At 36.8% G+C, this 26293-nt stretch carries 24 protein-coding genes and 1 pseudogene; 17 read left to right on the forward strand and 8 right to left on the reverse strand.

Annotation, left to right across the window (positions count from 1 at the left end):
• Positions 1-44 precede the first annotated feature (44 nt).
• Both JFU24_RS27605 and JFU24_RS27610 read left to right on the forward strand, forming a co-directional pair.
• Positions 45-1352, forward strand: a complete 1308-nt coding sequence (locus tag JFU24_RS27605; RefSeq protein ID WP_201250778.1) for an MFS transporter — start codon at positions 45-47, stop codon at positions 1350-1352.
• Between the two features lie 29 nt (positions 1353-1381).
• Positions 1382-1519 carry a hypothetical protein gene (locus JFU24_RS27610; RefSeq protein WP_201250779.1) on the forward strand — a complete coding sequence of 46 codons (138 nt, stop codon included), beginning with the start codon at positions 1382-1384 and terminating at the stop codon, positions 1517-1519.
• Positions 1520-1599: 80 nt separating this feature from the next.
• Here JFU24_RS27610 and JFU24_RS27615 read toward each other — a convergent pair whose 3' ends face one another.
• Both JFU24_RS27615 and JFU24_RS27620 read right to left on the reverse strand, forming a co-directional pair.
• Entirely contained in the window at positions 1600-1872 is a 273-nt protein-coding gene (locus tag JFU24_RS27615; protein WP_201224080.1) for a hypothetical protein, read from the reverse strand.
• A 207-nt stretch (positions 1873-2079) separates the two neighbouring features.
• Complete coding sequence (locus tag JFU24_RS27620) at positions 2080-3699, reverse strand: ABC-F family ATP-binding cassette domain-containing protein (protein WP_056520681.1); 1620 nt, start codon at positions 3697-3699, stop codon at positions 2080-2082.
• 1573 nt (positions 3700-5272) lie between these two features.
• On the opposite strand from JFU24_RS27620, the gene JFU24_RS27625 reads away from it, so the two are divergent.
• Positions 5273-7531 (forward strand): HelD family protein, encoded by a 2259-nt coding sequence (locus JFU24_RS27625; protein ID WP_201250981.1) that lies wholly within the window; start codon positions 5273-5275, stop codon positions 7529-7531.
• A 48-nt stretch (positions 7532-7579) separates the two neighbouring features.
• Here JFU24_RS27625 and JFU24_RS27630 read toward each other — a convergent pair whose 3' ends face one another.
• Entirely contained in the window at positions 7580-8101 is a 522-nt protein-coding gene (locus JFU24_RS27630) for a GNAT family N-acetyltransferase (RefSeq protein ID WP_201224082.1), read from the reverse strand.
• A gap of 141 nt (positions 8102-8242) precedes the next feature.
• Between JFU24_RS27630 and JFU24_RS27635 the strand changes: the two genes are divergently transcribed.
• Both JFU24_RS27635 and JFU24_RS27640 read left to right on the forward strand, forming a co-directional pair.
• Positions 8243-8434, forward strand: a complete 192-nt coding sequence (locus JFU24_RS27635) for a hypothetical protein (RefSeq protein ID WP_056520676.1) — start codon at positions 8243-8245, stop codon at positions 8432-8434.
• A gap of 77 nt (positions 8435-8511) precedes the next feature.
• Positions 8512-8925 (forward strand): hypothetical protein, encoded by a 414-nt coding sequence (locus JFU24_RS27640; RefSeq protein WP_201185316.1) that lies wholly within the window; start codon positions 8512-8514, stop codon positions 8923-8925.
• A 119-nt stretch (positions 8926-9044) separates the two neighbouring features.
• On the opposite strand, the gene JFU24_RS27645 is transcribed toward JFU24_RS27640, so the two are convergent.
• The gene (locus JFU24_RS27645; RefSeq protein WP_201224084.1) at positions 9045-10238 is read right to left on the reverse strand and encodes an alanyl-tRNA editing protein; all 1194 of its coding nucleotides are present in this window, start codon (positions 10236-10238) and stop codon (positions 9045-9047) included.
• A gap of 401 nt (positions 10239-10639) precedes the next feature.
• Between JFU24_RS27645 and JFU24_RS27650 the strand changes: the two genes are divergently transcribed.
• A complete protein-coding gene (locus JFU24_RS27650; RefSeq protein ID WP_201250780.1) occupies positions 10640-11512 on the forward strand; it encodes a CvfB family protein in 873 nt (290 codons plus the stop codon).
• A gap of 47 nt (positions 11513-11559) precedes the next feature.
• Here JFU24_RS27650 and JFU24_RS27655 read toward each other — a convergent pair whose 3' ends face one another.
• Genes JFU24_RS27655 through JFU24_RS27665 form a run of 3 tightly spaced genes read right to left on the reverse strand, consistent with a single transcriptional unit; the run spans position 11560 to position 12642 of the window.
• Positions 11560-12129 (reverse strand): manganese catalase family protein, encoded by a 570-nt coding sequence (locus JFU24_RS27655; protein ID WP_053346486.1) that lies wholly within the window; start codon positions 12127-12129, stop codon positions 11560-11562.
• A gap of 12 nt (positions 12130-12141) precedes the next feature.
• Positions 12142-12408: a spore coat protein CotJB gene (locus tag JFU24_RS27660; protein ID WP_053346485.1), complete on the reverse strand. Its 267-nt coding sequence runs from the start codon at positions 12406-12408 to the stop codon at positions 12142-12144.
• Positions 12409-12642 carry a spore coat associated protein CotJA gene (locus tag JFU24_RS27665; protein WP_053346484.1) on the reverse strand — a complete coding sequence of 78 codons (234 nt, stop codon included), beginning with the start codon at positions 12640-12642 and terminating at the stop codon, positions 12409-12411.
• Positions 12643-12896: 254 nt separating this feature from the next.
• Between JFU24_RS27665 and JFU24_RS27670 the strand changes: the two genes are divergently transcribed.
• The 4 genes from JFU24_RS27670 to JFU24_RS27685 all read left to right on the forward strand — a co-directional run bounded on the left by JFU24_RS27670 (position 12897) and on the right by JFU24_RS27685 (position 17479).
• Entirely contained in the window at positions 12897-13790 is an 894-nt protein-coding gene (locus JFU24_RS27670) for a 3D domain-containing protein (RefSeq protein ID WP_201250781.1), read from the forward strand.
• Positions 13791-13935: 145 nt separating this feature from the next.
• A complete protein-coding gene (gene recQ / locus JFU24_RS27675) occupies positions 13936-16056 on the forward strand; it encodes a DNA helicase RecQ (RefSeq protein WP_201224087.1) in 2121 nt (706 codons plus the stop codon).
• A 134-nt stretch (positions 16057-16190) separates the two neighbouring features.
• On the forward strand, positions 16191-16397 hold the full coding sequence (locus JFU24_RS27680; RefSeq protein ID WP_053346482.1) for a cold-inducible protein YdjO-related protein: 207 nt from the start codon (positions 16191-16193) through the stop codon (positions 16395-16397).
• Between the two features lie 887 nt (positions 16398-17284).
• On the forward strand, positions 17285-17479 hold the full coding sequence (locus JFU24_RS27685) for a cold-shock protein (RefSeq protein WP_053346481.1): 195 nt from the start codon (positions 17285-17287) through the stop codon (positions 17477-17479).
• 106 nt (positions 17480-17585) lie between these two features.
• On the opposite strand, the gene JFU24_RS27690 is transcribed toward JFU24_RS27685, so the two are convergent.
• On the reverse strand, positions 17586-18494 hold the full coding sequence (locus JFU24_RS27690) for a YitT family protein (protein WP_053346480.1): 909 nt from the start codon (positions 18492-18494) through the stop codon (positions 17586-17588).
• 387 nt (positions 18495-18881) lie between these two features.
• On the opposite strand from JFU24_RS27690, the gene JFU24_RS27695 reads away from it, so the two are divergent.
• From JFU24_RS27695 to JFU24_RS27720, 7 genes and pseudogenes are all read left to right on the forward strand, one after another.
• Positions 18882-21065: a PAS domain S-box protein gene (locus JFU24_RS27695; RefSeq protein WP_201250782.1), complete on the forward strand. Its 2184-nt coding sequence runs from the start codon at positions 18882-18884 to the stop codon at positions 21063-21065.
• 65 nt (positions 21066-21130) lie between these two features.
• Complete coding sequence (locus JFU24_RS27700; RefSeq protein ID WP_242485404.1) at positions 21131-22318, forward strand: MFS transporter; 1188 nt, start codon at positions 21131-21133, stop codon at positions 22316-22318.
• Positions 22319-22596: 278 nt separating this feature from the next.
• Positions 22597-22787 (forward strand): annotated as a pseudogene (locus JFU24_RS30460) (hypothetical protein); the annotation flags it as partial.
• A 45-nt stretch (positions 22788-22832) separates the two neighbouring features.
• Positions 22833-23621, forward strand: coding sequence for a GDSL-type esterase/lipase family protein (locus JFU24_RS27705; RefSeq protein WP_201224091.1), 789 nt, complete (start codon positions 22833-22835; stop codon positions 23619-23621).
• Positions 23621-24535, forward strand: coding sequence for an ABC transporter ATP-binding protein (locus JFU24_RS27710; protein WP_201185305.1), 915 nt, complete (start codon positions 23621-23623; stop codon positions 24533-24535). Before JFU24_RS27705 ends, JFU24_RS27710 begins: the two co-directional genes overlap by 1 nt.
• Positions 24528-25508, forward strand: a complete 981-nt coding sequence (locus tag JFU24_RS27715; protein ID WP_201185303.1) for an ABC transporter permease — start codon at positions 24528-24530, stop codon at positions 25506-25508. The genes JFU24_RS27710 and JFU24_RS27715 overlap by 8 nt, the downstream gene beginning before the upstream one ends.
• A gap of 326 nt (positions 25509-25834) precedes the next feature.
• On the forward strand, positions 25835-26266 hold the full coding sequence (locus tag JFU24_RS27720; protein ID WP_201185302.1) for a CBS domain-containing protein: 432 nt from the start codon (positions 25835-25837) through the stop codon (positions 26264-26266).
• Positions 26267-26293 lie beyond the last annotated feature (27 nt).

Here is a 26293-nt window from a genome sequence, read left to right on the forward strand (position 1 = left end):
TGTTATTTGAAAAAGACAGAGGTCGTCAAAAGGGGATGTTCTATATGAATAAGAATCGAGTTCTATTGGCAAGTCTTTCCGGTTCAGTTATTGAATGGTATGACTTTTACTTGTACGGTACCGCTACGGGCTTAGTATTTTCAACTCTCTTTTTTTCAGGTCAAGATCCATCAATTGCCCTTCTTCTTGCATTCGCCACCTTTGGGATAGGTTATGCTGCGAGACCAATAGGAAGTATTATTTTTGGACACTTTGGAGATAGAATAGGACGAAAAGCTACCCTAATGTGGACTCTTATCGGTATGGGAGGTAGTTCATTTCTTATTGGTTTACTCCCTACGTATAATCAAGTTGGCCTGCTAGCACCTATATTATTGGTTGTCCTAAGGCTTATTCAGGGAATCTCCTTAGGAGGAGAATGGGGAGGAGCAGTCCTCCTGGCGACCGAATCCGCACCGAAGGGTCGTCGGGGACTTTACGGTTCTGTTCCACAATTAGGGGTTCCATTAGGTTTGGTAGCGGGTTCTTTCAGTCTTACTCTTATAGCCTACTTGACTACCGATGCCCAGTTTTTAGCCTGGGGTTGGCGGATTCCTTTCCTTTTTAGTGCTGTTCTAATCGTTTTGGCTCTTTGGATCAGAGGGGGGATAGAGGAAACTTCGGCTTTCCAAAAACAGAAGGAAAGCGGAGAAATTGCGAAAGTACCTATTGTAGAAACATTCCGCAATCATCGTAAAAGCCTCTTTCATGTGATTGGACTCAAAATTGGAGATGGGTTCTTCAATGTATTTCTTATGTCTTTTGTACTCGTCTATACTACTACCTATTTGGGTTATTCATACGAAATAGCCTTAACGGCTCTAACAATTGGCTGTGCTACGATGATTATTACGATTCCAGTGGTGGGATATATTTCTGACTTTATCGGTAGGAAAGTTATCTATATTTGTGGATTGGTACTTATGTTTCTTCTTGCAATACCTTACTTTTTCATGATTGAACAAGGAGCGACTTGGTTGTACTATATGCAAGCTGCCATGCTCGGTATAATTTGGGCGGCAATTTTCGCTACACAAGGAACATTGTTCTCTGAACTCTTTCCAGCTAAAGTTCGTTATACTGGGCTATCTTTCGGCTATCAAATGGCCGCAGCTATAGTAGGTTTTGGTCCTATGTTATGGACAACAATGGTAGATTCATTTGGCCCATCGCATTGGGTATTTGGAGGATTCATGATGGGAGGGCTTACACTTTCTTTGGTATTAAGCCTGTTTGTTCCCAACACTAAAAATGTATCACAATATGAAGAAAGTATAGAAAAGTTTAAAAAAGATAATTCACTTCAAATTTAATTATTATCTGAATACTGGTAAAAGCTATAGTGTCAATTTCTTTAACAATCATTATTTTCGAACCAGGGGGCTTCAGCATTGGTTTTGGACGTCTTTATGTTTGCACACTGTTAGGAGGTTTGCCTGCGGGCCTATTAATTGGTCCTGCTATTGGCGGCTACGGATAAGCCTATCCTTACTCCCCCATCTCCTATCTTTTTTTAAAATGTTAATTATATGGCCGGGTCTATAACCCGGTTTTTTGATTTCAGCAAATATGTTCATCATAATCGGGTTTTAGGAAAGTTGACCACTTCTGTTTTTGATAGGAATAATGAAAACAATTAAAGAAAAACGAAAAATCGTCAAAAAAGAGTGAACCTTTATCATCAAAGCTATAGGAATTTAAAAAATCAACAATAATAGCTTGTTGATCCACTAGGTCAAATATTCCGGTTACATAAAATTGATAACTGAATTTATCATATAAAAAAAGATAGCCTGTCTCCTCAAAAGCATTTTTTACTGAAATCTCATCCAATTTAACTCACTCCTTTCTTAACAATATACCTTTTACTTCTCAATATTATTCAGTGCTAAAAGGAAAAGATTACTATTGATTAATAATTATTAAAGATTGTTTTTTATCTTCTATACGTAGGATAAAAAAAGAACTGTATGGTAGGGGAACTGAGGAAATGAAAACAGCACATCCATTATAAAAGGATGTGCTGCTTTCATTAATCTATTATTTGTACATTTCAGCAACTTGTTTTTGCAATTGAGTATCTTCAAGGTACTCATCGTAACTAATTTGCTTATCGATAGTACCTTTTGGTGTAAGTTCAATAATTCGGTTTGCTACCGTTTGAATAAATTGATGATCATGAGAAGAGAAAATCATAGACCCTTTAAAGCTGATTAATCCATTATTCAATGCCGTAATTGACTCTAAGTCAAGATGGTTAGTCGGTTCGTCAAGCATTAGAACGTTTGAACCGCTTAGCATCATTTTAGAAAGCATGCAGCGGACTTTTTCGCCCCCTGAAAGAACACTAGCCTTTTTCGTAACTTCATCACCAGAGAATAACATTCTGCCTAGGAAGCCGCGAAGGAAGCTTTCGCTCTGATCATTAGGAGAATATTGACGCAGCCAATCGACAAGAGTTAAGTCAACACCATCGAAGAATTCAGCGTTATCTTTAGGGAAGTATGCCTGAGAAGTCGTAACACCCCATTTGAAAGATCCGCTATCCGGCTCTATTTCACCTGCTAAGATCTTGAACATGGTGGTTTTTGCAATTTCATCTTTACCGACAAAAGCAATCTTGTCACCTTTATTCATCGTGAAGCTGACGTTTTCCAATATTTTTATACCATCAATTGTTTTTGTAATTCCATCTACACGAAGCAAGTCGTTTCCGATTTCACGCTCCGGTGTAAAGCCAACATATGGATAGCGGCGGGAAGAAGGTTGAATATCATCTAAGCTGATTTTATCCAATAATTTCTTACGGGAAGTTGCCTGACTCGATTTAGATGCATTGGCACTGAATCGAGCGATGAAATTTTGAAGTTCTTTGATTTTTTCTTCTTTTTTCTTATTGGCATCTTGTGTTAATTTAAGAGCAAGCTGGCTTGATTCATACCAGAAGTCATAGTTACCAATATAAACTTTGATTTTACCGAAATCAAGATCCGCGATATGCGTACAAACTTTGTTAAGGAAGTAACGATCATGGGAAACTACGATAACTGTGTTTTCAAAGTTGATTAAGAACTCTTCCAACCATTTAATCGCTTTTAAATCCAAATGGTTGGTAGGCTCATCTAGTAAAAGAACGTCTGGTTTTCCGAATAGTGCTTGAGCAAGTAATACTTTAACTTTGTCGCCACCGTTTAATTCAGCCATTTTCTTTGTATGAAGGTCCTCAGTAATACCAAGGCCTTTCAAAAGGATCGAAGCTTCAGGTTCAGCTTCCCAACCGTTTAATTCTGCAAATTCACCTTCAAGTTCGGCTGCTTTCATTCCGTCTTCATCAGTGAAGTTTTCTTTCATATAGATTGCATCTTTTTCTTGCATGACTTCATATAATCTTTCATGCCCCATTATAACTACTTTAAGAACTTCCTCTTCTTCAAAAGCGAAGTGATCTTGTTTTAAAACGGCTAGGCGCTCGCCAGGCCCCATATGAACATCACCGGATTGTGCTTCAATTTCACCGGAAAGAATTTTTAAGAACGTGGATTTACCGGCACCATTTGCCCCAATTAGTCCGTAGCAGTTACCAGGCGTGAATTTTATATTAACATCTTCAAACAGTTTACGATCGCCATAGCGTAAACCAACATTATTTACAGTAATCATTTATTTACATTCCTCCAAAACTATGTTTGCATCAACGTTTTTAGCAACTTTTTATTTTTTTAAGACACTGAATAACATGAGCAGAAATTTACACTTGTATATTTTTAAAACTTTGCCGTAAGTTAGATTGTATCTTATTTCAGAGGAAAATTAAAGTTAGATTAGCAAAAACAAACGCTTAGGGGCAAAAATTTAACGAGCATTTTTGTTTTAAGATATAATTTGAAAAATTTCATCAAATATTTTTGACATACATGTATATTTTTCGTCATTCACACAAAATTCAATCGACATGAGAAAATCGTAGCCACTTTTTTATATTTTTATGTAGTAGTGGAAGAGATATTTGATGTCGGTATGAGGTTGGATGCTTTCCGAATTATGCATAATAAGTTAAATAAAATGAGGTTAATAATTAATCATTTCTAATATGTTTATTCCTTTCACGCAAATAGATTACTTTAGCGCGTTAACTAATCTGCAAATAAAGAAATTGCTGAGCAATTAGACGTTAAGCTACACAAATTAATGCAAGGAAATATGAAGATAATATTTTGCAAAAAGAGAAGTTAAGTGAAAACAGATACTTGTCCACACCTTCTATCAAAATATACATATACAGTATAAAGGAGGTTGTTAGGATGAAAAAAAATCCGTTTTGGTTTCCTGAAATACATTGTGAATTCGAACACAAATGTAAAAGTGAGCACAAATGTAAATCTAAATGGAAATGGGAATGGAAATTCTAACACAAATATAAAAAAATCGTTTCTATTTATCTTATAATTTACAAAAAAGCTATTAAACTAGTATGGGTGAGTTTGCAGATGAGAATTTAGTATGTAGGCATCCGAATAAATGGGTGCTTTTTTAATAGATTAAATCATAATCGATTCTTTGAGAAAAAAAGCACCTGTCAATCCAGATATCCTTTTCAACCTTGTTAAAGAACGACTTAACTGTGCATCCGAAAATGTCTTTATATCTGGACGGCTAAATTTTGTCGTTTCTACATCTCCTGCAAGTAATACAGTAGGTATGGTTGCTCCCAAATAGTATACAATGTAAGTTCGTCTTCTTGCTAATAATAAGGAATTTTGTGCAGTCGTGTAAGCAGTTTGAAGGGAAGCAAGAAAGGAAGGGTTTATCTGTTACAATTCAAGCTTGATTGGCTTAACATCTTTTTGATAAGCAAGATGTTCACTAATTTCTGATAAAGAGATATACAATGGACGGAAACAACAATAAACTTCCGCCTCCCAACATGGTAATGAATTTCCTGGGATGTAGTTTTTATATATTTATCTCTTGAATTTCTGAAAGGTATTCAATTAATTGCCTACTGAGAGCATTTAGATGCTCTTTCATAAGTCAACATATAAAAACAAAATTCAATCAGGAATATATCATTTATCCTTCAAATATTGGGTAATATTCTGGGATTTTTGTTTTGAAAAATAAATCTATGTTAAGGGATTTGTCAACCCATTGGTTTTCTGATAGTATGAATGTCCATTTCATCGTTGTATCGGTATTTTTTCTCCCGTTTAATCAATCAAAAGTAGGAAGGAGAATGGTTCTTTTGGTAAGACATCCTGATTTTGAACAAGAACGTCAGAGGTTGGATTTCACTAAGCGCTATATAGATGTAGTCATCAAAACATCAGAAACCAGCAAAGATCAATTTCAACGGAATATGCAAGAGGCTTTTGGTGATGCGGATTGGTCTGAGTCGGGCTTATATTCTCAGTTGTTGACAACTGCCAACTTTTTTGAAATGTCTAGATCTGAACTGGAAAGCTTACGTAAGGCAAGCAAAAAGCCTTATTTTGCAAGAGTTGATTTTGAACGAAATGATGGTGATCTAGGCGAAGTACTTTATTTCGGGAAAACTTCCCTTTATCAGAGGGAAAGCCAGGAACAGATTATCGTCGATTGGAGATCTCCAATAGCTAATCTTTATTACGAGGGTCGGATTGGTGAAATTGAATATGAAGCAGAAGGGGAAACATTTAGCGGGAACATCACTTTAAAGAGGCAGTTAATGATAGAAGATGGTGAGTTAGAAGAGGTCAGGGACATTGATTTAACAACAACGGATGAATTATTACAGGAATCCCTTTCCAAAAGTTCGAGCAATCGTTTGACCGATATCATTACCACGATACAGGAAGAACAAAATAGAATCATTCGTGCTGATTTAAATAAACCAATCATTGTTCAGGGAGCTGCGGGCAGTGGTAAAACAACAATAGCCTTACATAGGATTTCTTATTTTATATACCATTATAAAGACTTGTTTGACCCACGCCAGTTGATGATTCTTGCCCCGAGCCGGGTATTCATTGATTACATTTCTGAAGCATTGCCGGAATTAGGTGTTGAAAAAGTAAAACAATTCACATTCGCCGAGTATGTTCAGGTAGCAATCGGAAAGCAACTGAAGCTAGTAGCTGATAATAAATTGACACGTTTGTTGGAAAAGGATGATGAAGAAACAAAAGCAGCGATCTGGATATCTGGATTTAAGGGTTCTCCATTATTTAAATTAATTTTGGACGAATATGTGAAGGATATTTTCAGGAGTTTTCATCCGGAAGAAGATTTTTATTGTGACAAATATCGCCTCTATTCTGCAAAGAAGTTCATTAGGCTACTGGAAGAGGATTATTGGTATTTACCATTATACAGCAGGCTCGACAAGCTAAAGGCCATTTTACAAAATGAAGTGAAGCTGAAAAAGAAAAAAATGCTTGAACGAGTAACGGATTTTTATGACGTCAAAATAGAAAAGGCCCTCTATAAGAATATTGATCCAGTAATACGCAAGGAATTTGTAACAAAATGTCTCGATAAAAAGGAGGAACGAATCGGACAGATTAAAAAAGCAATCCGTTCCTCTGTAAAAGGCTATTTTAAGCATTTTAAAAATAAAAACCTTCTTCAATACTATCAGGAATTGTACCAAGATCCCGAGCAACTGGCTTCGTACAGTAGCGGTAAACTTAGTCGTGAAGATGCATGTGCTTTATGTAATTATAATCAAAAGTTAATTCATGAGAAAAGTTATGAATTGGAGGACTTGGGTGCATTATTATATTTACAGGAGCTACTTTTTGGTGTGGATAAAGATAACAAAGCAAAAAATGTCGTCATAGATGAAGCTCAGGATTATAGCTTCATGCAATTGCAGGCGCTAAAAACGGCAGTAGATACTGATATGTTCACTCTAGTAGGTGATCTTGCTCAAGGTATCCACTCATATCGAGGACTTCAAACATGGGAAGAGGTCCATCGTCGTATTTTTCCGAGGGCGACATACACAGAACTACAAAAAAGCTACAGAACGACTGTTGAAATAATGAAACAGGCTAATCAAATTCTTCAATTGTTACAATATGATTTCCCAGAAGTTGAGCCTGTAGTCCGCCATGGGACAGAACCAGAATTCATTTCTATCGATAAGGATGATTGGGGAGAAGAGTTGATTAAACATATCGAAGAATTAAAAGGAGAAGGTTTCAAAACGTTTGCCGTTATTGCCAAAACGATGAAAGATTGTAAGCTAGCAAACGAGAAATTGAGTAGATGTCATAATGGCTTCCATTTAGTAGATGAAGCAGGAATTATTCCGAAAGATAAAACGTTAATTGTACCCTCATATCAAGCAAAAGGTCTAGAATTCGATGTAGTCTTTGCGATATCTCTGGAGGAAATTTATAGTCGGAAGAATGAACTCGATATTAAACTACTTTACGTCACAATGACAAGACCATTACACCGGCTTTATTTTTTGGGAAGTGAAAAAGAGGATTTCCTTCTGAGGAAATGATAGGAGGGGGATTTTAATTTTAATCTACCTCCTATTGCCATGATTTTCTTACAAATGCAAAAGAATTTCGTGAATGTCATCCCATCCATAACCGACTTCGATTAACTCAATTCCGGCCATTTTAACAGTTTTTTCAGCGATTACATGACCACCGAGAGCTTTGTAAAAACCGCATGAAGGATTATCTTTTAAAGCCCAGATAATTAAATTTTTATGTTCCTTATCTATGAGTTCATCAACAACCGTTTTAATCATTTTTCGACCAATTCCTTGTCTTTGATACTCTTTTAATAAATAGATGGCATATACTTCTCCTTGAATATGGGAATCATTAGTTTGTTCGGGGCCACCAGCTACAAAACCAATAATTTGTCCTTCACCATTTTCAGCTACATAAGTGGCATTATGCAGCATCTTTAAATTTCTTAGCCAATTTTTTTTTCTGGTTTCTAGATTCAAAGAAGCCAGATATTGATTCGGCAGGATTCCTTTATACGTCGATTGCCAACTGTTTATATGTACATAGGCTATTCCGGTTACATCTTTTTCTGTAGCCTTCCTTATTTTCATAAAAATCACCTTCTGATTTCGTTATTTTTTCTAGAATATCATGTAAAAAGTGAATAAGCATTTAATTTATGTTTATTACTACTCTAAAAAGGATAAGAAATAAGAGAGTGATTCAACCAGATGAAGGGAAGGATGAGAAAGATGAAATTGAAAGTTAGTTTTTATTTTCCGGGCGGCAAAGAAATAGAGCATGAGGTAGACGGCGATGACTCAACTCAAATGATTTCAAATATTCAAAAACACCGCTATTATAATTTAGTTAAAGGCGATTGCCATTATGTCGTAGATACTGAAAAAGCAGCTTATTTTTCTGTAACTGAAATATTGGATTGATTATAAACCGTATTGGACTTTTGTTCCAATACGGTTTATTCTTTTTGTTGTAGAGATGACCTGAAAAGGAGTAAACAATGAAAATTAATTTTACGAAAAAACAATATGAAACATTGTTCAAAATGGTTCAGTATGGATATTGGGTTGCTTCCGATATTGAAAATAATAAAGAGTTTAGTGACTTAGAACAATACCTGAATTCCTATGCAAAGGATTTTGGCATGGAAGGAATCCACTTTGTGAAGGAATATGAAATATATGATTTAAGTCATGACTTGGAAAATAAACTTCATGAAGTTATAGATGAATATGAAGAAGGGGTTTTCAGGGATAAGCTTGCCTATCATATGGCAAGAAAAGAGTTTGCAAAGGAATCGAACCTTCAAGAGTATACTCAAGAGGAAGCATTTAAACGAATTATGGAACTCGAAGAAAAATATCACCTTCATATTGAAGAACGTGGGTTAGAGAATCTAAAGATAGAAGAATAAGGGGTGAAAGGGAGAGAGGGCATTATTTGTCCTCTCTCCTTTATTTTCGGTACTATAACTTCGAAGTGAAAATAATATGAATTCCACCACTATAATGATTTTTTTACCACATAAGCTTTTTATTCATCATGACCAAATTTTGAGCGGATTTGTTCAGCTGTGAATTCGTAAAAAGCCATTAAATCTTTTTGTGAAGCAAACCCCGCTTGAGCAGACTTTTCATTACCCCCGCCTTTACCATTATACGAGCTGAGTGTTTCTTTAAAATATTGTCCGCAATGAATGGAGGAGGACCCATTGTGCGCGAGCAGGATCTTTTGTTCCTTATATGATGCAAATAACACGAGCACTTTTTCTTTTTGAACCATTGTAGCTGTAAGAAATTGGAGTTCTTTCAATGAGCTGTCTTCGAAAATATGAGATATGAACCCATCCCCATTATTTTCAAGCAGGGAATCAGCAAGGAACTTTGCATTTTCAAGTTTGAGTTTTTCATGTGTTGCTGCTAGTTGTTTGTAGTCATCTTCTAGTTTTTCCACCCTGTTGATTATTTCTTTTCGTCCGGTATTAAATTTAGTTGATAATGCTGAAAGAACATTAAGACTATCAGAAAAATCGTTCAATGCCCTTAATCCGCATTTGAAATATAGACGTGTATGTTCTTTTTGTTTCTCCGTTTTGAGGATTTTAATTAGGCCAATCTCCCCGGTTTGTTCTACATGCGTTCCGCCACAAGGATTATACTCAATCCCTTTAATTTCAACAATACGGATATTCTCTGACACCTTTGGCATTTTGACGACAGGAAGTGCCTGTATTTGCTCTTTTGTCACAAAATATGTGAGAAGCTTGCGATTCTCATAGATATATTGATTAACCTGCTTTTCAGTAGCTATCGTATGTTCCTCGGTCCATTGGGGCGCGATTATATCAATAGTTATATTTTCCGTTCCAAGATGAAAACTGACAGTATTCGCATCAAACAGTTCCCGGCAGACAGCCGAGAGTAGATGCTGACCGCTATGCTGTTGCATATGATCGAAGCGGCGTTCCCAATTGAGTTCACAATGAACAAATTCAGAACCTGGCCTACATTCAAGCTTGTGAAGGATATTTCCATCCTCGCTTTTTGTAACGTCAAGGACAGTGATTCCTTCTATACTGCCTGTATCGGAAGGTTGACCACCTCCTTCTGGATAAAAAGCAGTTTCTTCAAGAGTGATGTAATAAAAGCCATTTTCTTCGAAAATCTGCTGGATTTTTGTATCCCATTGAGATGTCTTTGATGACGTGTAATACAATTTTCTAGTCATGAATAATTCCTTTCCCTTTCAGTTGGTCATTAAATTATAACATCGCAAGTCATTTTTATGAAAAAGCAAGGTTTGTAGATTGGCAAAGGTTTTTATGGTTAGTAGGTGTGTTAGAGTTGGACGAATCCAAGACTATTACGACGTAAAAGGTATTTCGGAACACTAGTTAAACCATACAAACCCAGTCACTTTTCAAAATTCATTATGCAAACTTTGTGGTAATGGAAAACGAGTTCAAATTTTAGTTCCTCAAACAACCATGGAAGTTGACAAGGAGCAAAAAATAAAAAACCGTAATAGGTATACAGAACAACAAAAAAATGATAAATTCAAATATGTTGGAAAAATAAATAATTGGGTACAATTGTAGGTAAAGGTAAGTTACAGGAGGATTTTTATACATGCAAAAAATTCAGGCCGGTTTGGCTGTAGAGTTAGAAGTAGAACGTAAGGCAGATTTCGGTTGGTTCTTGACGGATGGTTCGGAAGATGTCTTACTTCATCATAATGAAATGAATGAAGAAACTGAGCTTGAAATTGGTGATGAAGTAACGGTATTTATCTATCATGATAAACAAGCCAGGTTGACAGCAACAATGAAAATTCCTGAAATTCAGATCGATCAGTATGGCTGGGCAGAAGTAGTCAATGTGAAAAAGAAACTAGGGGTCTTTGTCAACATCGGCCTTTCCAAAGATATTCTGGTATCACTGGATGATCTGCCAAACATTGACCATTTATGGCCTGAAGTTGGTGATCGACTATATGTTTCCCTGAAAACCGATCGTAATGAACGGTTGTTCGGTAAACTTGCAACAGAAGATGTAATTCAAGAGATTGCTGTTAAAGCTCCTTTAAAAGGAGTCCGTAACACGACCTTGAAAGGGAATGTCTATCGTTTGCTAATGGTTGGTTCTTTCTTTGTTTCACAAGAAGGGTATCGCTGCTTTATTCACGAAAGTGAACGCAAACAGGAGCCCCGCCTAGGAGAATTAGTTGAAGGGCGTGTCATTGATAGTAAAGAAGATGGTACCCTCAATGTTTCTTTATTTCCGTTTAAGCAAGATTTAATGGAAGAAGATGCAGATGTCATCTTCACTTATTTATTGAACCGTGGTGGCGCGATGCCTTATGGCGATAAGACTCCACCTGATGATATCCAGTTCCACTTCGGATTAAGTAAGGGAGCATTCAAACGTGCTCTGGGCAAACTGATGAAAGAAGAAAAGATTTATCAGGAAGATGGATGGACCTATTCTTCAGACCGAAAATGACAAAAAGGCAGCGGGAAATTTCCGTTGCCTTTTTTATATGGATTTTATTAAAAAAACTTTTTTTTCCCTTTGTCCTCTTTTAGAATTTCTACAGCTTCTCTGAACCTCATGGAATGTACAATCTCTCTTTCCCTTAAAAATCTTAGTGAATCATTAATATCCGGGTCATCCGAGATGTCAATCAACCATTGATAGGTTGCACGGGCTTTCTCTTCAGCGGCAATATCTTCATATAAATCAGCAATAGGATCGCCTTTAGCTTGGATGTATGTGGCTGTCCATGGATCACCTGCTGCATTTTGATAGAAAAGGGCACCATCATGATTCGCATAATGTTCGCCAAGACCAGCTGCAACCATCTGCTGTGGTGTGGCGTCCTTTGTAAGCTTATAAACCATTGTGGCAATCATTTCTAAGTGAGCGAATTCTTCTGTTCCGATATCCGTAAGTAATCCGATGACTTTATCAGGTATTGTATAGCGTTGATTTAAATATCGGAGTGCGGCAGCCAACTCACCATCAGCTCCCCCATATTGTTCTATTAAATATTTTGCCAGTCTGGGGTTACAGTTGCTAACCCTTACTGGGTATTGTAGCTTTTTTTCATAAACCCACATAGATATCTCTCCTTATACTTGCCATGGCCAAGGGCCTTGGCCCCATTCCCATTTATTTTCCCCTCCAGGACTATTTCCGAATCCAAGTAATGGCCCATATTTAGGCTCGAATACTGCTTTCAATTGTTTGGAGTACAGTTGGAATTGATTGAATTGCTGCAGTGCCTGCTGGTCAGTGGGATGTGTATCTAAATAATGGGTTAGTTCGACAAGTACGAAATCTGCAGCCTGTATTTGCTCAAGCAACTGATAATATTCATCATCCAGTTTCTTATTCATTTACGTCTCCCTTTCGCGATAAGGATTATCATAAAAATCGTAAAAGAATTTCCAAAGGGTACCGTATTTGAGTGCCTCTTCTGGTGTGAACTGTTCTAGATTTGGTGGCTGGAAATTTATATACAATTGGGGAGGTGTACTGAAATACTTTCTTCCAATCGGTGGGCAGGGATCGAATTTGCTATGGAACGGTTTATAAGACTTGATTAGGGTGAAAGTCTTTGCTCGTGTCAAGTTGAAACCTCCTTTTTAAAAGGTACATCCTTAAATAATTATGCTTGGATAAAAAAAATATGACCCAAAAAGGGGGGGATCAGTTAAATACAAGCCATTATTCATTGTAATATTCAGACTATTTGTTATCGGCTCGTTATCTTACTGTGATGTTTGTCATCTATTCTTTATCTGTTTGTTCTTTGTATAGGAAATAACTATGGTAATATTGAAAACGTTAGCTTATGAAAAAGCTCACAAGGAGGTAACAACATATGAAAAAATCAATCTTATCGTTAGCGGCAGCGGCTGCAATATCCGGTGCATTCACTATTCCGGTACAAGCAGAAGATGTCAATGTGAAAGATGGAGACACATTATGGGGGATATCTCAAACATATAAAGTATCAATAGAAGATATTAAGGATTGGAACCATTTGTCTTCAGATACGATTTATTCAGGAGAAACATTACATATTTCTCAAGAAAAGCATTATAAGGTCAAGTCCGGGGACACGTTATGGGAAATTGCAGGCAAATATCATGTATCAGTAAATGACCTTAAATCTTGGAACGGTTTAAATTCAGATACAATCCATCCAAAGCAGGAACTAGTTATTAAACCTGCGACGTACAAAGATGAGGCAGCGAGCGTTAAGCCTGAACAGCCATCAGCGCCAGCTGAGCAAGCGAAACCATCAGCGCCAACTAAGCAAGCGAAACCAGCAGTACCAGCTGAGCAAACGAAACCAGCAGCACCAGCTGAGCAAGCAAAGCCAGCAGCACCAGCTGAGCAAGCAAAGCCAGCAGCACCAGCTGAAAAAGCAGAAAAAGAAAAAACAGTATCTAACAGTGAATCTACGAATCAATCAGGCATAGAAAAAGAGATTACTGTAAGAGCAACTGCATATACTGCTGATTGTCAAGGTTGTAGCGGTACTACAGCTACTGGAATCGACTTAAAAGCAAATCCGGATACAAAAGTTATATCAGTAGACCCATCAGTTATCCCACTTGGTTCAAAAGTTTATGTGGAGGGTTATGGCTACGCAACAGCGGCTGATACAGGCAGTGCCATAAAGGGAAATAAAGTAGACATCTTTATTCCAAATGAGCAGGATGCTATTAATTGGGGCGTTAAAAACGTTAAATTACAAATCTTAAACTAATTTAGTCATGTAAAACATGTTTATATATAGAAAAAGTAGGCACAGAGTTTTCAGGTGTCTACTTTTTTTGTCCTTTTGGTTCACGGAAAAAGCAGGTACAATGAAAGTAATAAATCCTTACAAGTTAAATAGGAGGAGTAGTACATTGATAGAAAAAGCACGTGATTATTTACAAAAGTATTTTGGATATGAGTCATTCCGTACCGGTCAGGAACAGATAATTGAACAAGTTTTAGGAGGAATAAATACAGCAGGAATCATGCCGACTGGCGGAGGCAAATCAATATGCTATCAGATTCCAGCTCTTCTATTGCCTGGTGTCACCCTCGTCATATCCCCACTTATTTCCTTGATGAAGGACCAAGTAGATGCCCTCGAACAAAATGGTATAGATGCCACATTACTTAACAGCTCTATTTCAGGGATAGAAGCTTCCAATAGAATGAACGATATTAAGCAGGGAAGGTACAAGCTTGTTTATGTGGCACCTGAACGATTGGAAAACCCTGCTTTTCAGAGGGAACTGGCTAATGTTGATATTTCATTGGTGGCCATTGATGAAGCTCACTGTATCTCGCAATGGGGTCATGATTTCAGACCAAGCTATTTAAAAATCAAAAACTTGTTGAAAGAAATGCCCTCAGCTCCGACCGTTCTAGCATTAACGGCGACAGCCACACCACATGTGACGAAGGACATTTGTCAGTCACTTGGAATATCTGAACAACATACAATATCAACAGGATTTGCAAGAGATAATTTGTTTTTTTCCGTCGTCAAGGAAGAGAACCGCGGACGGTTTTTAATGCGCTATATTGAAAAAAACAAAAATGAGTCGGGTATCATATATGCAGCAACAAGGAAAGAAGTCGATTCATTGTACGCCAAGCTTAATAAAGCTGGCTTCAAAACAGGCAGATATCACGCTGGTATGAATGAACAAGACCGTTCGGAACAGCAGGAGCAATTTATTCGTGATGATGTTCCTTTGATAGTAGCGACATCAGCTTTTGGAATGGGTATCGATAAGTCGAATGTTCGTTACGTCATTCATTATCAAACCCCTAAGAATATGGAGAGCTATTATCAAGAAGCAGGTCGTGCAGGTCGAGATGGTTTGGATAGCGAATGTATTCTTTTATACTCCCCTCAAGATATACAGATACAACGCTTCCTAATCGATCAATCGAACCCTTCGCAAGAGTGGCAGGCACAAGAACTGAAGAAATTGAATAGAATGAAGGATTATTGCTTTACTGAAGGTTGTTTACAAGCCTATATTCTTCAATACTTTGGAGAAGAGAATCCTGAAGATTGCGGCCACTGTGAAAACTGTACAGATAAACGTGACTCAGTTGAAGTAACGACTCAGGCACAGATGGTTCTTTCGTGTATGTTACGAATGGGTGAAAGATTTGGCAAAACGATGATTAGTCAGGTACTCACTGGTTCCCGGAATAAGAAAATTGAAGAGTTTGGCTTTCAAAAGATTTCAACTTATGGAATTATCAAAAATCAATCGGCAAAGGATGTTGCTGACTTCATTGATTTCCTGACTGCTAAACAGTATATCGAAATGACAGGCGGGCAATATCCAGTTCTTAAAGTAACCAATGCTGGACGAGAAGTGCTTTTAGGACAGAAAAAAGTCCTGCGAAAAGAAATAAAACAAGTAAGCAGCATTAGTATCGATCATGGATTGTTCGAAGAATTGAGACATTTAAGAAAAGAAATCGCAAGCAAGGAAAATGTACCGCCTTTCATTATTTTTTCCGATGCATCCTTGAAAGATATGGCAGCAAAACTGCCGAGAACAGAACAGGAATTCCTTGATGTTAAGGGTGTAGGCACTCAGAAATACGACCGCTTTGGAGCAGTGTTCTTAGAAGTGATTTCTCATTATTTACAAGCACATCCTGAAATAGAAGTGAATACAATGGTTAAAAAAGAAACAACAAAGCGAACCACGGTACCATCTCATCTAGAAAGCTACCGTTTCTATCAGGAAGGCAAATCCCTCAAAGAAATTGCGACATTAAGAGGACTGTCTTCGATCTCCATTGAAAATCATCTATTAAAGTGTGCAGAAGAACGTTTGGAGATCAAGTGGGAAGAGTTTTTCTTAGATGAGGAGTATGACCTTGTACTGGAAACAGCCAAACAATTGGATTCTGAGAAACTAAAACCATTGAAAGAGGCCCTTCCTGACCATTTTTCATACTTTATGATAAAAGCAATCATGGTAAAAGCAGGATTAAAAAACTAATAGAATAAGGTTTTTGGATAATTTTTTCATTGGATAAATAAGAATTTGATTTGATGCGTATACTAGGAATGAAAAAAGGTAAAAAACTCAGTGCCTTTAATCAGAATCTTTATATAAAAAAGAGGAGGTTGCTCATGTATTTTGGTAAAAAGAATTCAGAGGAACCAGAAATCATTATGGAAGATACAATTGTATATGCATGCGGATCAGCAGATTGTAATGGATGGATGAGGAAAGATTTTGCCTCTGAAAACTATGATTGTCCAATGTGCGGCAGTCAATTAGTTGAAGAAGTAAGGGAACTGCCAAAAATTGAAAATGAATATAATGCGTTTAAATAAAAGAGGTGAATTATTGCCTCTTTTATTTTTTATTTTATAGTATGAGTATCACGCGGTGTTCTGTTTTAGTCGCATCCTTTACATATAAAATCATATGTGGTATGATAGAGATTCAGTGTTATTAAGAGTAAACACTGGAGGGTAATTTAAAGTAACATTTTTATTAATAAAATATTTTTCATCATCTTTATGATGGAGTAGAATCAAGTTAAACACATCTAGAAAAAGAAATACGTCTAATCACCAAGTATTTTCCTCGATCCATTTTTGTTCTTCATTAACTTACTTCTATGTACCATTTATCTTTTGGAATTTAAGTTTCCCAATTGGAATTACGGACGGTTTTAATTAATAAACATGTACTTACAAGCTTTTATCTGATTCTATCAGGCACGGTCTAGGAACCGTATGGATGGGAGAGAGGCAGGGCTTTCATTGTTTTAGGTTTTGGCACTAAAATTACTCTCATGCTTGATTCGCATTCTATTCATTCGAATGAGCAGGAAGAATCATGTGAAATTGATTCTTCAATAAAGCAGTCTTGATTGCCTTAGGGAAATCAGAGACTGTGTTTCATGATTATCTGATCTATGGATACGAGGATATAAAGAATAATGGCTTTCATTTCTTCATAAGAAGTTTTACTCAATTATAATATGCATATATATGATATAATGGTTTCTGGGATACTAAAAATTCATGGTTGTGATCTCAAGTTCTTTCCACTCAATGAGTTTGAGTGTATAGAATAACAACAAATCTTAGATAAGTGAATGAGTGTTTACTCACAATTATTTAGATTAATCGCCATCTATTCTTCTTTTATCTTTATGGCTTGGGATCTGTTATGCAGGACGGAGTCAATTCAATTCTAAGGAGTGAGATACATGTATAGAAGAAATAATACGGAAGAAATCATTCCTGAAGAAACAAAGGTGTGGGAATGTACATCAGAAGATTGTAAAGGCTGGATCCGCGATAACTTTACAAGTAATGATGAGCACGTTTGTCCACTATGTGGCAGCGAAATGAAACCCGGCACTAGAATGCTTCAAGCAATCAACAATCCAAGAAACTATTAAGTCTTTATAAAAAAAGCTGAAGGGGGATTCCCCTTCAGCTTTTTTTATCTTTTTGCTTATTTAAGTAGATGTAGCAAAAAGCCAGAAAAATTAAAGATAAGGAAGATTAGTGAATATCCTTTTTCTTGAACCGGCCCCCACGAACTTCAGCAATATCTCCGACTGCAAGGAAGGCAGATGGATCAAAGCTTTTGACTATATCTTTAAGCTTTGCTTCCTCAAGGCGATTTATTACACAAAAGATAACCTTTTTATCGTCTCCCGAATAAGCACCTTCGCCAGCTAAAAAGGTCACACCTCGACCAAGCCGACTCATAATTGCATCACCGATATCTCCAAACTCATCGCTGATAATCCAAACAAATTTAGATTCATCCAAACCAGCGATAACAATATCCATCGTTTTATAAGCTACGAAATACGCTATAATCGAATACATGGCACGGTCCCATGAAAAAACAAAGCCAGCACTGCCAAGGATGAATAAATTAAAGAACATGACAATCTCTCCAACAGAAAAAGGAAGCTTCTTGCTAGCTAGAATAGCTAGAATTTCTGTTCCATCTAGAGAACCGCCATATCGAATAACCATTCCAACACCAATTCCAAGAATCATTCCGCCAAAAGCGGACGCAAGGAGGATATCTTGAGTGAAAGCTGGTACGTGGTGAAGCAATGTAGTGGTTATGGAAAGGACTAAAATCCCATATAGAGTAGATAATGCGAAGGTTTTTCCAATTTGTTTATAACCGATAAAAAAGAAAGGGAGATTCAAAACAAAAAGAAAGATACCGAGCTTCCAGCCCGTGATATAAGATAGCATAATAGATATACCTGTTATACCACCATCTATTACATTATTTGGTACTAAAAAAATCTCGAGGCCGACAGCCATTAAAACAGCACCGATTGTAATTAAAAGACCTCTTTGTAATATTTGCCTTAGTGTTAATTTTTTATGCTGGGTCTTCTTTTGCATAATTTCTGTTGTATTTGTATTTGCCAAGTCTGACATAATCATGCCCCCACTCCTTCTCTCTATATATGTACTATTTAATTATAAACCTATAGGTATAATTAAATAAAGAAATTAACATTCTTAATTAATATACTTTTTAAATAATAACCAGTGTAATTGTACATTTAAGTGTTTCATGCAATAAAAAACCGTATATGAATGCTTGTCAATTCACAAGCCCTTTCTATTTTACTCTATACAGAAGAATAGTATTTCTCATTTTACTGCATTTATTAAAAAAACTTCTCTTTTTCTTTAGAAAAATGATGAGCAGGAAGATAGTATATGTAAATAGATAGGTATTAGGAAATAAAAGTCTTTAAGGTACAACATATTTCCATTACAATATAGGAGAATAGAATGACAGAGGTGACAATGTAAACAATGGAACAATCAATAGTATCATTTAATCCTATCCTTTTTATGATTGCCGTACTGTTGGTATTTATGGCGTGTTATACAGCGTTAGATTTACTGACAACATTAATTACAATAGTAAAATACAAACGTCTTTTGTATGTAGGGAGCATTTGCTCTATGGGAGTAGCTATCTGGACGCTTAATTTTGTGGTCATTTTTACTTTTGAGAATACGGGAATGGCATCGTACAATTTTGCTTCGATAATGCTTTCATTAGCAATAGGGGTTGTTCTTGCAGGGGTAGGATTATTAGCTATTTCTTATAAACAACAGTTACTACAAATGATTTTTTGCAGTTTTATGTTTACCATGGCGATTTTGTCGAATTATATAATGGGCATGTTTGTTTTAAACAACTCTGTGCAATTTAACCCTTTGTTACTTGTTATTACACTACTCATTATTTTTAGCTTATTTTTAATCTCACTGTTAGTCTTATTTTATATAAATAAAGTAAGTCAATCTTCCCTTAAGCCAGTCAGTACACTGATTATGAGTGCGGCAATCATCGAAGGGTATTTTCTTTTTTTGAGAGTGTTTCCGGTTACTGGAGAAAAGGAGAAAAATGAATTTGTTCAACTTAGCCCGTTTATTTTATATCTAGTCAGTTTTGTTTCGTTATTTATCCTTGCCAGTTTAATTGGTTCTAGCACGATTGTTGGAAGGCGTTTGGCAAAGAGTGATAGCACAGTGAGTGATATCCGTTATGCTTTGGATCAATCTTCTATTGTAGCTATAACTGATGCAGAAGGAATCATTACATATGTTAACGAAAAATTTATAGAAATCTCACAATATGAAGAACATGAACTGATTGGAAAAAGTCATTCTATCATTAATTCGGGTTATCATCCTCAAGAGTTTTTCGCTGACCTTTGGTGCACAATCAAACAAGGAAAAACGTGGAATGGGGAAATCTGTAATCGGGCAAAAGATGGCGAGATTTATTGGGTGGATACTACAATCGTACCATTTATGAAAAAGGGAAAACCATATCAATATATTTCAATTCGTTCGGATATTTCCCGTCGAAAAAGAGCGGAAAGCGACCTAAGGGTCTCAATTAAGGAATTAGAGGATATGTATTATGCTATTAACCAATCATCCATAGTGGCGATTACCGATGAGAAAGGGATCATTGTCGATGTAAACGATAAATTCTCAGAAGTTTCCGGGTACAAGAGAAGTGAGTTAATTGGTCATACTCACCAATTGGTTAATTCCGGATATCACTCAAAGGAATTCTTCGATGATATGTGGAAGACCATTCAAAATCGTAAAGTATGGAATGGTGAAATTAGAAACAGAGCGAAAGATGGCAGTTATTATTGGGTCGATACAACAATCGTTCCATTTTACACTGTGGAAGGTAAACCATTTCAGTTTTTGGCGCTTAGGTATGATATAACGGAGCGTAAACAAACAGAAGAGATGCTTCATCGACAGGATAAACTAGCTGCAGTCGGCCAGCTTGCTGCTGGTGTCGCACATGAAATTCGGAATCCACTTACCTCGATGAAAGGGTATACTGAATACTTACAATTAGATGAAAAAGATGAAAATAGACTTGAGTATTTGGGAATTATTATGGATGAGATTAACCGTGTAAATGAGATAGTTGAAGAATTCTTAGAACTATCCAAACCGCAGTCCCTGATTTTGGAAACGAAGAATATAGTACCAATTATTCAAAATGTTTTATCTCTAACAGAGTTTGATGCACGGAAGAAGAATGTTATTCTCTTCTTTGATTGTTATCACGAGGAAATCCTAATTCGATGTGATGAGAATCGTTTAAAACAAGTCTTATTGAACTTTGTTATAAATGGGATAGAAGCAATGCCTGACGGGGGAGAAATAAAAGTCGTTACAGAACTTAAAGAAGAGAAAGTACATATCTCCATAATCGACACGGGAGTTGGTATGCCACCCGATCAGCTCAGGAGGATTGGAGAACCATTTTTCACGACGAAAAAATCCGGTAATGGGTTAGGACTTATGATTAGCTTTAAAATCATTGAAAGCCACCTAGGGCGAGTATTTGTAGAAAGCGAAGTTAACAAAGGTACAGTTTTTAATATTGTCCTTCCTATGGAAATAGTAAAGGATTTTTCCAATGATGGAATCGAAAAAGTGGGGCTTGTATAATATCTGGTATTTGATGCATGTATATGATAATTTTGAAGAAGATGACCGCATGGGGGATACTGGATTTGGAAAAACAAAAACAAGCTAATATCTTAAGTTTGAAGATTTTTTATCTTTTTTCGTTTTTTGCTGTGGGAAGTTTAACACCGCTCTTAAGTGTTTATTTAGCAAATGAGGCAGGGTTAAATGGAATTGAAATAGGTACTATTATGTCTGTCGGGCCGATAGTAATGATCGTTTTTCAGCCAATTTGGGGTATTGTCTGTGATTGGAGCGGAAAACCTGCTAAAATTCTTGCAATGACATCGTTGCTCGCTGGTTTGTTTGGCTTAGGATACTTGCTCTTCGAACCCTATTTACTTTTAGTATCAGTCGCAGTTGTATTGGCAATCTTTCAAAGTGCCATTATACCGGTTTCAGATAGTATTACCCTTCAATATACAACAAGAATCAAATCGAATTATGGAAAAATACGTTTATTCGGTTCGCTTGGTTTTGGTGTGGCTGTTTTTGTAATGGGAAAGTTATCGGAATCATTTATTGGTCCTTCTGTTATATTTTACGCCTTTTTTATCGGCCTATTAATTGCGGCACTTCTAGCTTTACGCTTGCCTGAAGAGCCTCCTCAAGTAAAGGCAAAACTTTTCAGTGGGATGAAAGAACTGTTAACAATGAAACGTTTCCTAATCTTTCTTGCTGTAACATTTCTAATCTTCGGCCCTAACCTTGCTAATAATGTCTATTATGGCCTATTTGTTGAGGCAAGGGGCGGGACATATACAGGAATTGGTATTGCATTCCTGCTAGCTGTATTGTCGGAAATACCATTTATGAGAATGGCAGGCAGCTGGATAAATAAATTAGGCCTGCTGCCAATCACATTATTAGCTGGAATTGCTTCGTTGGTTCGTTGGTTGTTTTATTTTACGGAACCAAGTTTGGCAATAGTATATGTGACTTCCATGATCCAAGGTTTTTCACTGGGGTTATTCATTCCTGCAGCTTTACAATATATTAGAGAAGTCGTCCCACCTCATATAACAGTTACTGCAGTAACGCTTTATTCTGCAATAGGTAATGGGTTAGGTAACTGGTTCAGTACCTTTAGCGGCGGAATAATCTTGGATAAATCAGGGATTTATATGGTGTACTTATTTTACAGTTTGCTCACACTTATGGGGATGCTTCTAACAGTGTGGCTCATGAGGCTTGAGAAAGTACCTGGAAGAATGAAAACTATTTTTTGGAAATAATTTTGTTCAGCATGAAGGTGTATTTTATATATTGTTTTGTTTATTAAATAGACCTATTCGTTATAGCGAATAGGTCTATTTTCAGTGGAAATATTTTATTGCAAAAAGGTTTAGTATTTTACTGAAAATCCCATAGAGATTATTAATGTATAATTGTGTATTTGATTCAGCGTCTGATGTAGCTAAGAAAAATAAAAAAAGTATTAAAAAGATAAAGAAATTAGTTCTTATCGTTAATTTTATTTTTAAAGAAAAAGTAAATCTGGGGACAAAAGAAGTTAGGTGTTGCGTTGGCCACTGCTCATTTTTCACCTCTTGCTGCAGTTCCTATAGGGCTAACTTCAGTGCCTGGCATAATATTTTCGAACACTTGCTTACAACGTATTTGTCAAAAAGAGCAGAATTACGGTGTGGTGATTTCCTCTGTTTTTGTAATGAGACCCATTCAGTTTTTTATTTTTGGAAATAATATGTTTTAATGGAAGGAAGAGAATGTATGGAAGGATGAGTGTTATTGAGCCAAACCAAAGTGCTCGCTGTTACCGTTGTATCAGTAGTTATCGGACTGTTTTTTTTATTTTGTCTTGGATGGGCGATAATTGATTATTATGGAAAAAAGGCTTCTGATATAGGTTTAAATGAAACAAACCCCATTGAAAAGAACCTCCCCGAAGACTTTACAGTAGTTGCATTAGGGGATTCGTTGACGCGCGGAACTGGTGATGAAACAGGGAAGGGCTATGTCGGCCTTGTCGTGGAAGATTTGGAAAGTAAATATAATAGCAAACCGCTTATTCATAATCTTGGGATTAATGGACAAGTGTCTCAAGAATTGGTGCAGCAGGTGAAACAAACGGAAGTGAAACGCCAATTGCATACAGCTGATGTTATTTTAATTACTATTGGCGGGAACGATTTATTTCAACAAGGCCAAACCCTGTTTGATTATGATCTTACTGCGACTTCTGAGTTACAAGAGAATTATCTGGAAAACTTGAATACCATTTTTAAAGAAATCAATAATGTCAATGATAAGGCAGCCATTTTATTGATTGGCTTATATAATCCATTCATAGAGTTGGATGAAGATTTTGATACAAACCGAATTGTCCGGGACTGGAATAATGAAACCGCTGAAGTGGTGGCTCTTTATAAAAATGCTATTTTTGTTCCTACATTTGATTTGTTTCAATTGTCGGTCAATGACTATTTGTATTCAGACAAATTTCATCCAAACAAGGCAGGATATCGTTTAATTGCTGATAGGGTTGCTCCTTTAATACAATGGGAGGATGAGAAATAATGAGTAATGTGACATTGTCTGTTAAGGGCCTGAAAAAAAGGATTGGTAAACGGGAAATTATTAAGGGAATAGATTTTGAGTTAAATGAAGGAGAGGTTTTTGGTTTTCTTGGACCGAATGGAGCTGGAAAAACGACGACGATTCGCATGTTGGTCGGTTTGATAAAGCCAACTTCAGGATCCATTCAAATATGTGGGTATGATGTGCGCCAGGACTTCACGAAAGCGATGCAACATCTGGGATGTATAGTTGAAAATCCAGAGCTATATCCTTTTTTGAACGGCTGGGATAACTTGCTTCATTTTGCACGAATGCTACCTGATGTTGAAGAGTCAAGGATCAATGAGGTAGTGGAACTCGTCGGTCTACAATCGAGAATTTACGATAAAGTGAAAACCTATTCCTTAGGTATGAGGCAGCGTCTAGGGATAGCTCAGGCAATGCTGAACCGTCCAAAGGTATTGGTCTTGGATGAACCAACTAACGGCCTAGATCCTGCTGGAATTCGTGAAATGCGCCAATTCATTAGAAAGCTTGCGGAAGAAGAAGGGATGAGTGTTCTGGTTTCTTCCCACTTATTAAGTGAAATCCAGCTCCTATGTGACCGGGTGGCCATCATTAAAAGTGGAGAGATTATTCAAACCGATACGGTGGAAAGTTTATTAACCACTCAAGAGCGGTTAATTTGGCGGGTGTGGCCTTTAGAAAAGGGAAAAGAAATTCTTAGCAGTTTTACGGAAATTACCGTAGATCAGGACAATATCATTACAGCTTTTAATGAACATGAAACGCCTAAGTGGAATGCTGCACTTAACGAAGCTGGTGTAAAGGTGTATGAAATGAATCGTAAGCTTCCGGGATTGGAAGAGTTATTTTTACAAATAACTGGTGGCGGAGGTGCTGGTATTGAATAACCTGATCCAAAATGAAATGATGAAGCTTCTGGCAAAGAAACGGTTAGTCATCATTGGTATCATTGTGGGTGTTTTAGTGCTGATGTTTACATATGCGCAATACAAACAAGTGAAAGAGCAACAGGAGAAGTTAGGTACGGATGATTGGCGTGCAGCTCTTCAGCAGCAAATCATTGATACCCAAAATCGGTTAGGATCAAACAGGATGCTAGATGAGTGGCGTGAACAGCTCCAGGTAAGTTTAAAACAGCAGCAATATTACCTAGATCATGACATTAACCCTTCAGAACCAGGGGCCACGACATTTACGCGTATGTTTTTAGAAAATGCTATTGATTTGTTCATCCCACTGCTGGTCATGATTGTAGCAAGCGATATGGTTTCTTTCGAAAACAGTCAGGGCACGATTAAACTACTGCTTACAAGACCAGTGAATCGCTGGAAAATACTAATGAGCAAATATGTGACATTATTATTGTCCGTTTCTATTATCGTGGCTATGACAGCGTTATTGTCATATTTTTTATCGGGACTTGTTTTTGGGTATCATGGATGGGAAGCCCCTGTAATAACCGGTTTTGGATTGAATGGCAGCGATGTGGATGTCAGTCAGGTTAGAATAGTTGAGCAATGGAGATTTCTATTAATGGATATGGGGCTTGTCTGGCTGGTAGCAGTAGTTGTAGGGACTCTCTCTTTCATGTTATCGGTTTTAGTTCGAAGTACACCTGCGGGTATGGGCATAATGCTTGCGGCACTCATATCAGGGGCTATTTTGAACAATATGGTGTCGTCATGGGAATCGGCGAAGTACTTCTTTATGGTAAATTTAAAATTAACCACTTATGTTAGCGGAACAGCACCACCTATTGAGGGAATGACCTTATTATCCTCCGTCATTACTCTTTTAGTCTGGTGGGCGCTTGCTTTGATTGTTTCTTTTGCAGTATTTACCAGAAGGGATGTTTATTAAGTAAGGACAGCTTTGTAAAAATCAAGGCTGTCTTTTATTTTTTTTTACAGGGTATCCTTTTAAGTAGATAAAATGGATGATCTTCATTTGAATGAAAAATTCCTTCCAATGACTTCAGTTTCCAGTGAGAAGTTAAAATTGTTAAAGATGATATTTATTGTCTCCGATTCAAATTGTTAATATTATTTTTGTAGGCTCCCCAAAAGATGAAAATAGCTAGACCGGATTATGGTAAGTATGTGAATTGAATGCTATTGGGGTTTTGAATAATATCTTTTAAATTGTCAACAATAATCAAGCAACTATTGCTAAATGGAGGGGTTTCTATGACTACACTAAGAGAAATTATGACAACAGACGTGGACTGTTGCACTGTGGAAGATAATATATATGAAGCAGCAGTCAAAATGAAGGATGCTGATGTTGGAGTCATTCCTGTATTGGAGAATAACCATTTAATTGGTGTCATTACAGACAGGGATATCGTTATCCGTTGTGTTGCCGAGAAAAAGCCGAATTCAACTAGAATAACCGATGTTATTTCCACGGATCTTGTAACAGGCACCCCTGATATGTCCGTAGAAGAAGCAGAGGATTTAATGGGGAATGAACAAATCAGAAGGCTCCCTATAGTTGAAAATGACAAGCTGGTCGGAGTTGTAGCATTAGGTGATCTTGCTGTACACCATCAGACAAATTCAATTGCGGGAAATGCTTTAAGTTCAATTTCCGAGGACAGAGATCAAATTCAACACTAAAAACAAAACTCTGTTAGCTTTTGCTAA

It is taken from the genome of Peribacillus sp. TH27 (assembly GCF_016650915.1).
Classification (GTDB): domain Bacteria; phylum Bacillota; class Bacilli; order Bacillales; family DSM-1321; genus Peribacillus; species Peribacillus butanolivorans.

Excerpts from the sequence above, each read along its gene's own strand:
- JFU24_RS27605 (WP_201250778.1), top strand. The coding sequence starts at position 45 with ATGAATAAGAATCGAGTTCTATTGGCAAGTCTTTCCGGTTCAGTTATT.
- JFU24_RS27620 (WP_056520681.1), bottom strand. The coding sequence starts at position 3,699 with ATGATTACTGTAAATAATGTTGGTTTACGCTATGGCGATCGTAAACTG.
- JFU24_RS27625 (WP_201250981.1), top strand. The coding sequence starts at position 5,273 with ATGGTTCTTTTGGTAAGACATCCTGATTTTGAACAAGAACGTCAGAGG.
- JFU24_RS27630 (WP_201224082.1), bottom strand. The coding sequence starts at position 8,101 with ATGAAAATAAGGAAGGCTACAGAAAAAGATGTAACCGGAATAGCCTAT.
- JFU24_RS27635 (WP_056520676.1), top strand. The coding sequence starts at position 8,243 with ATGAAATTGAAAGTTAGTTTTTATTTTCCGGGCGGCAAAGAAATAGAG.
- JFU24_RS27640 (WP_201185316.1), top strand. The coding sequence starts at position 8,512 with ATGAAAATTAATTTTACGAAAAAACAATATGAAACATTGTTCAAAATG.
- JFU24_RS27645 (WP_201224084.1), bottom strand. The coding sequence starts at position 10,238 with ATGACTAGAAAATTGTATTACACGTCATCAAAGACATCTCAATGGGAT.
- JFU24_RS27650 (WP_201250780.1), top strand. The coding sequence starts at position 10,640 with ATGCAAAAAATTCAGGCCGGTTTGGCTGTAGAGTTAGAAGTAGAACGT.
- JFU24_RS27655 (WP_053346486.1), bottom strand. The coding sequence starts at position 12,129 with ATGTGGGTTTATGAAAAAAAGCTACAATACCCAGTAAGGGTTAGCAAC.
- JFU24_RS27660 (WP_053346485.1), bottom strand. The coding sequence starts at position 12,408 with ATGAATAAGAAACTGGATGATGAATATTATCAGTTGCTTGAGCAAATA.
- JFU24_RS27670 (WP_201250781.1), top strand. The coding sequence starts at position 12,897 with ATGAAAAAATCAATCTTATCGTTAGCGGCAGCGGCTGCAATATCCGGT.
- JFU24_RS27680 (WP_053346482.1), top strand. The coding sequence starts at position 16,191 with ATGTATTTTGGTAAAAAGAATTCAGAGGAACCAGAAATCATTATGGAA.
- JFU24_RS27685 (WP_053346481.1), top strand. The coding sequence starts at position 17,285 with ATGTATAGAAGAAATAATACGGAAGAAATCATTCCTGAAGAAACAAAG.
- JFU24_RS27690 (WP_053346480.1), bottom strand. The coding sequence starts at position 18,494 with ATGTCAGACTTGGCAAATACAAATACAACAGAAATTATGCAAAAGAAG.
- JFU24_RS27695 (WP_201250782.1), top strand. The coding sequence starts at position 18,882 with ATGGAACAATCAATAGTATCATTTAATCCTATCCTTTTTATGATTGCC.
- JFU24_RS27710 (WP_201185305.1), top strand. The coding sequence starts at position 23,621 with ATGAGTAATGTGACATTGTCTGTTAAGGGCCTGAAAAAAAGGATTGGT.
- JFU24_RS27720 (WP_201185302.1), top strand. The coding sequence starts at position 25,835 with ATGACTACACTAAGAGAAATTATGACAACAGACGTGGACTGTTGCACT.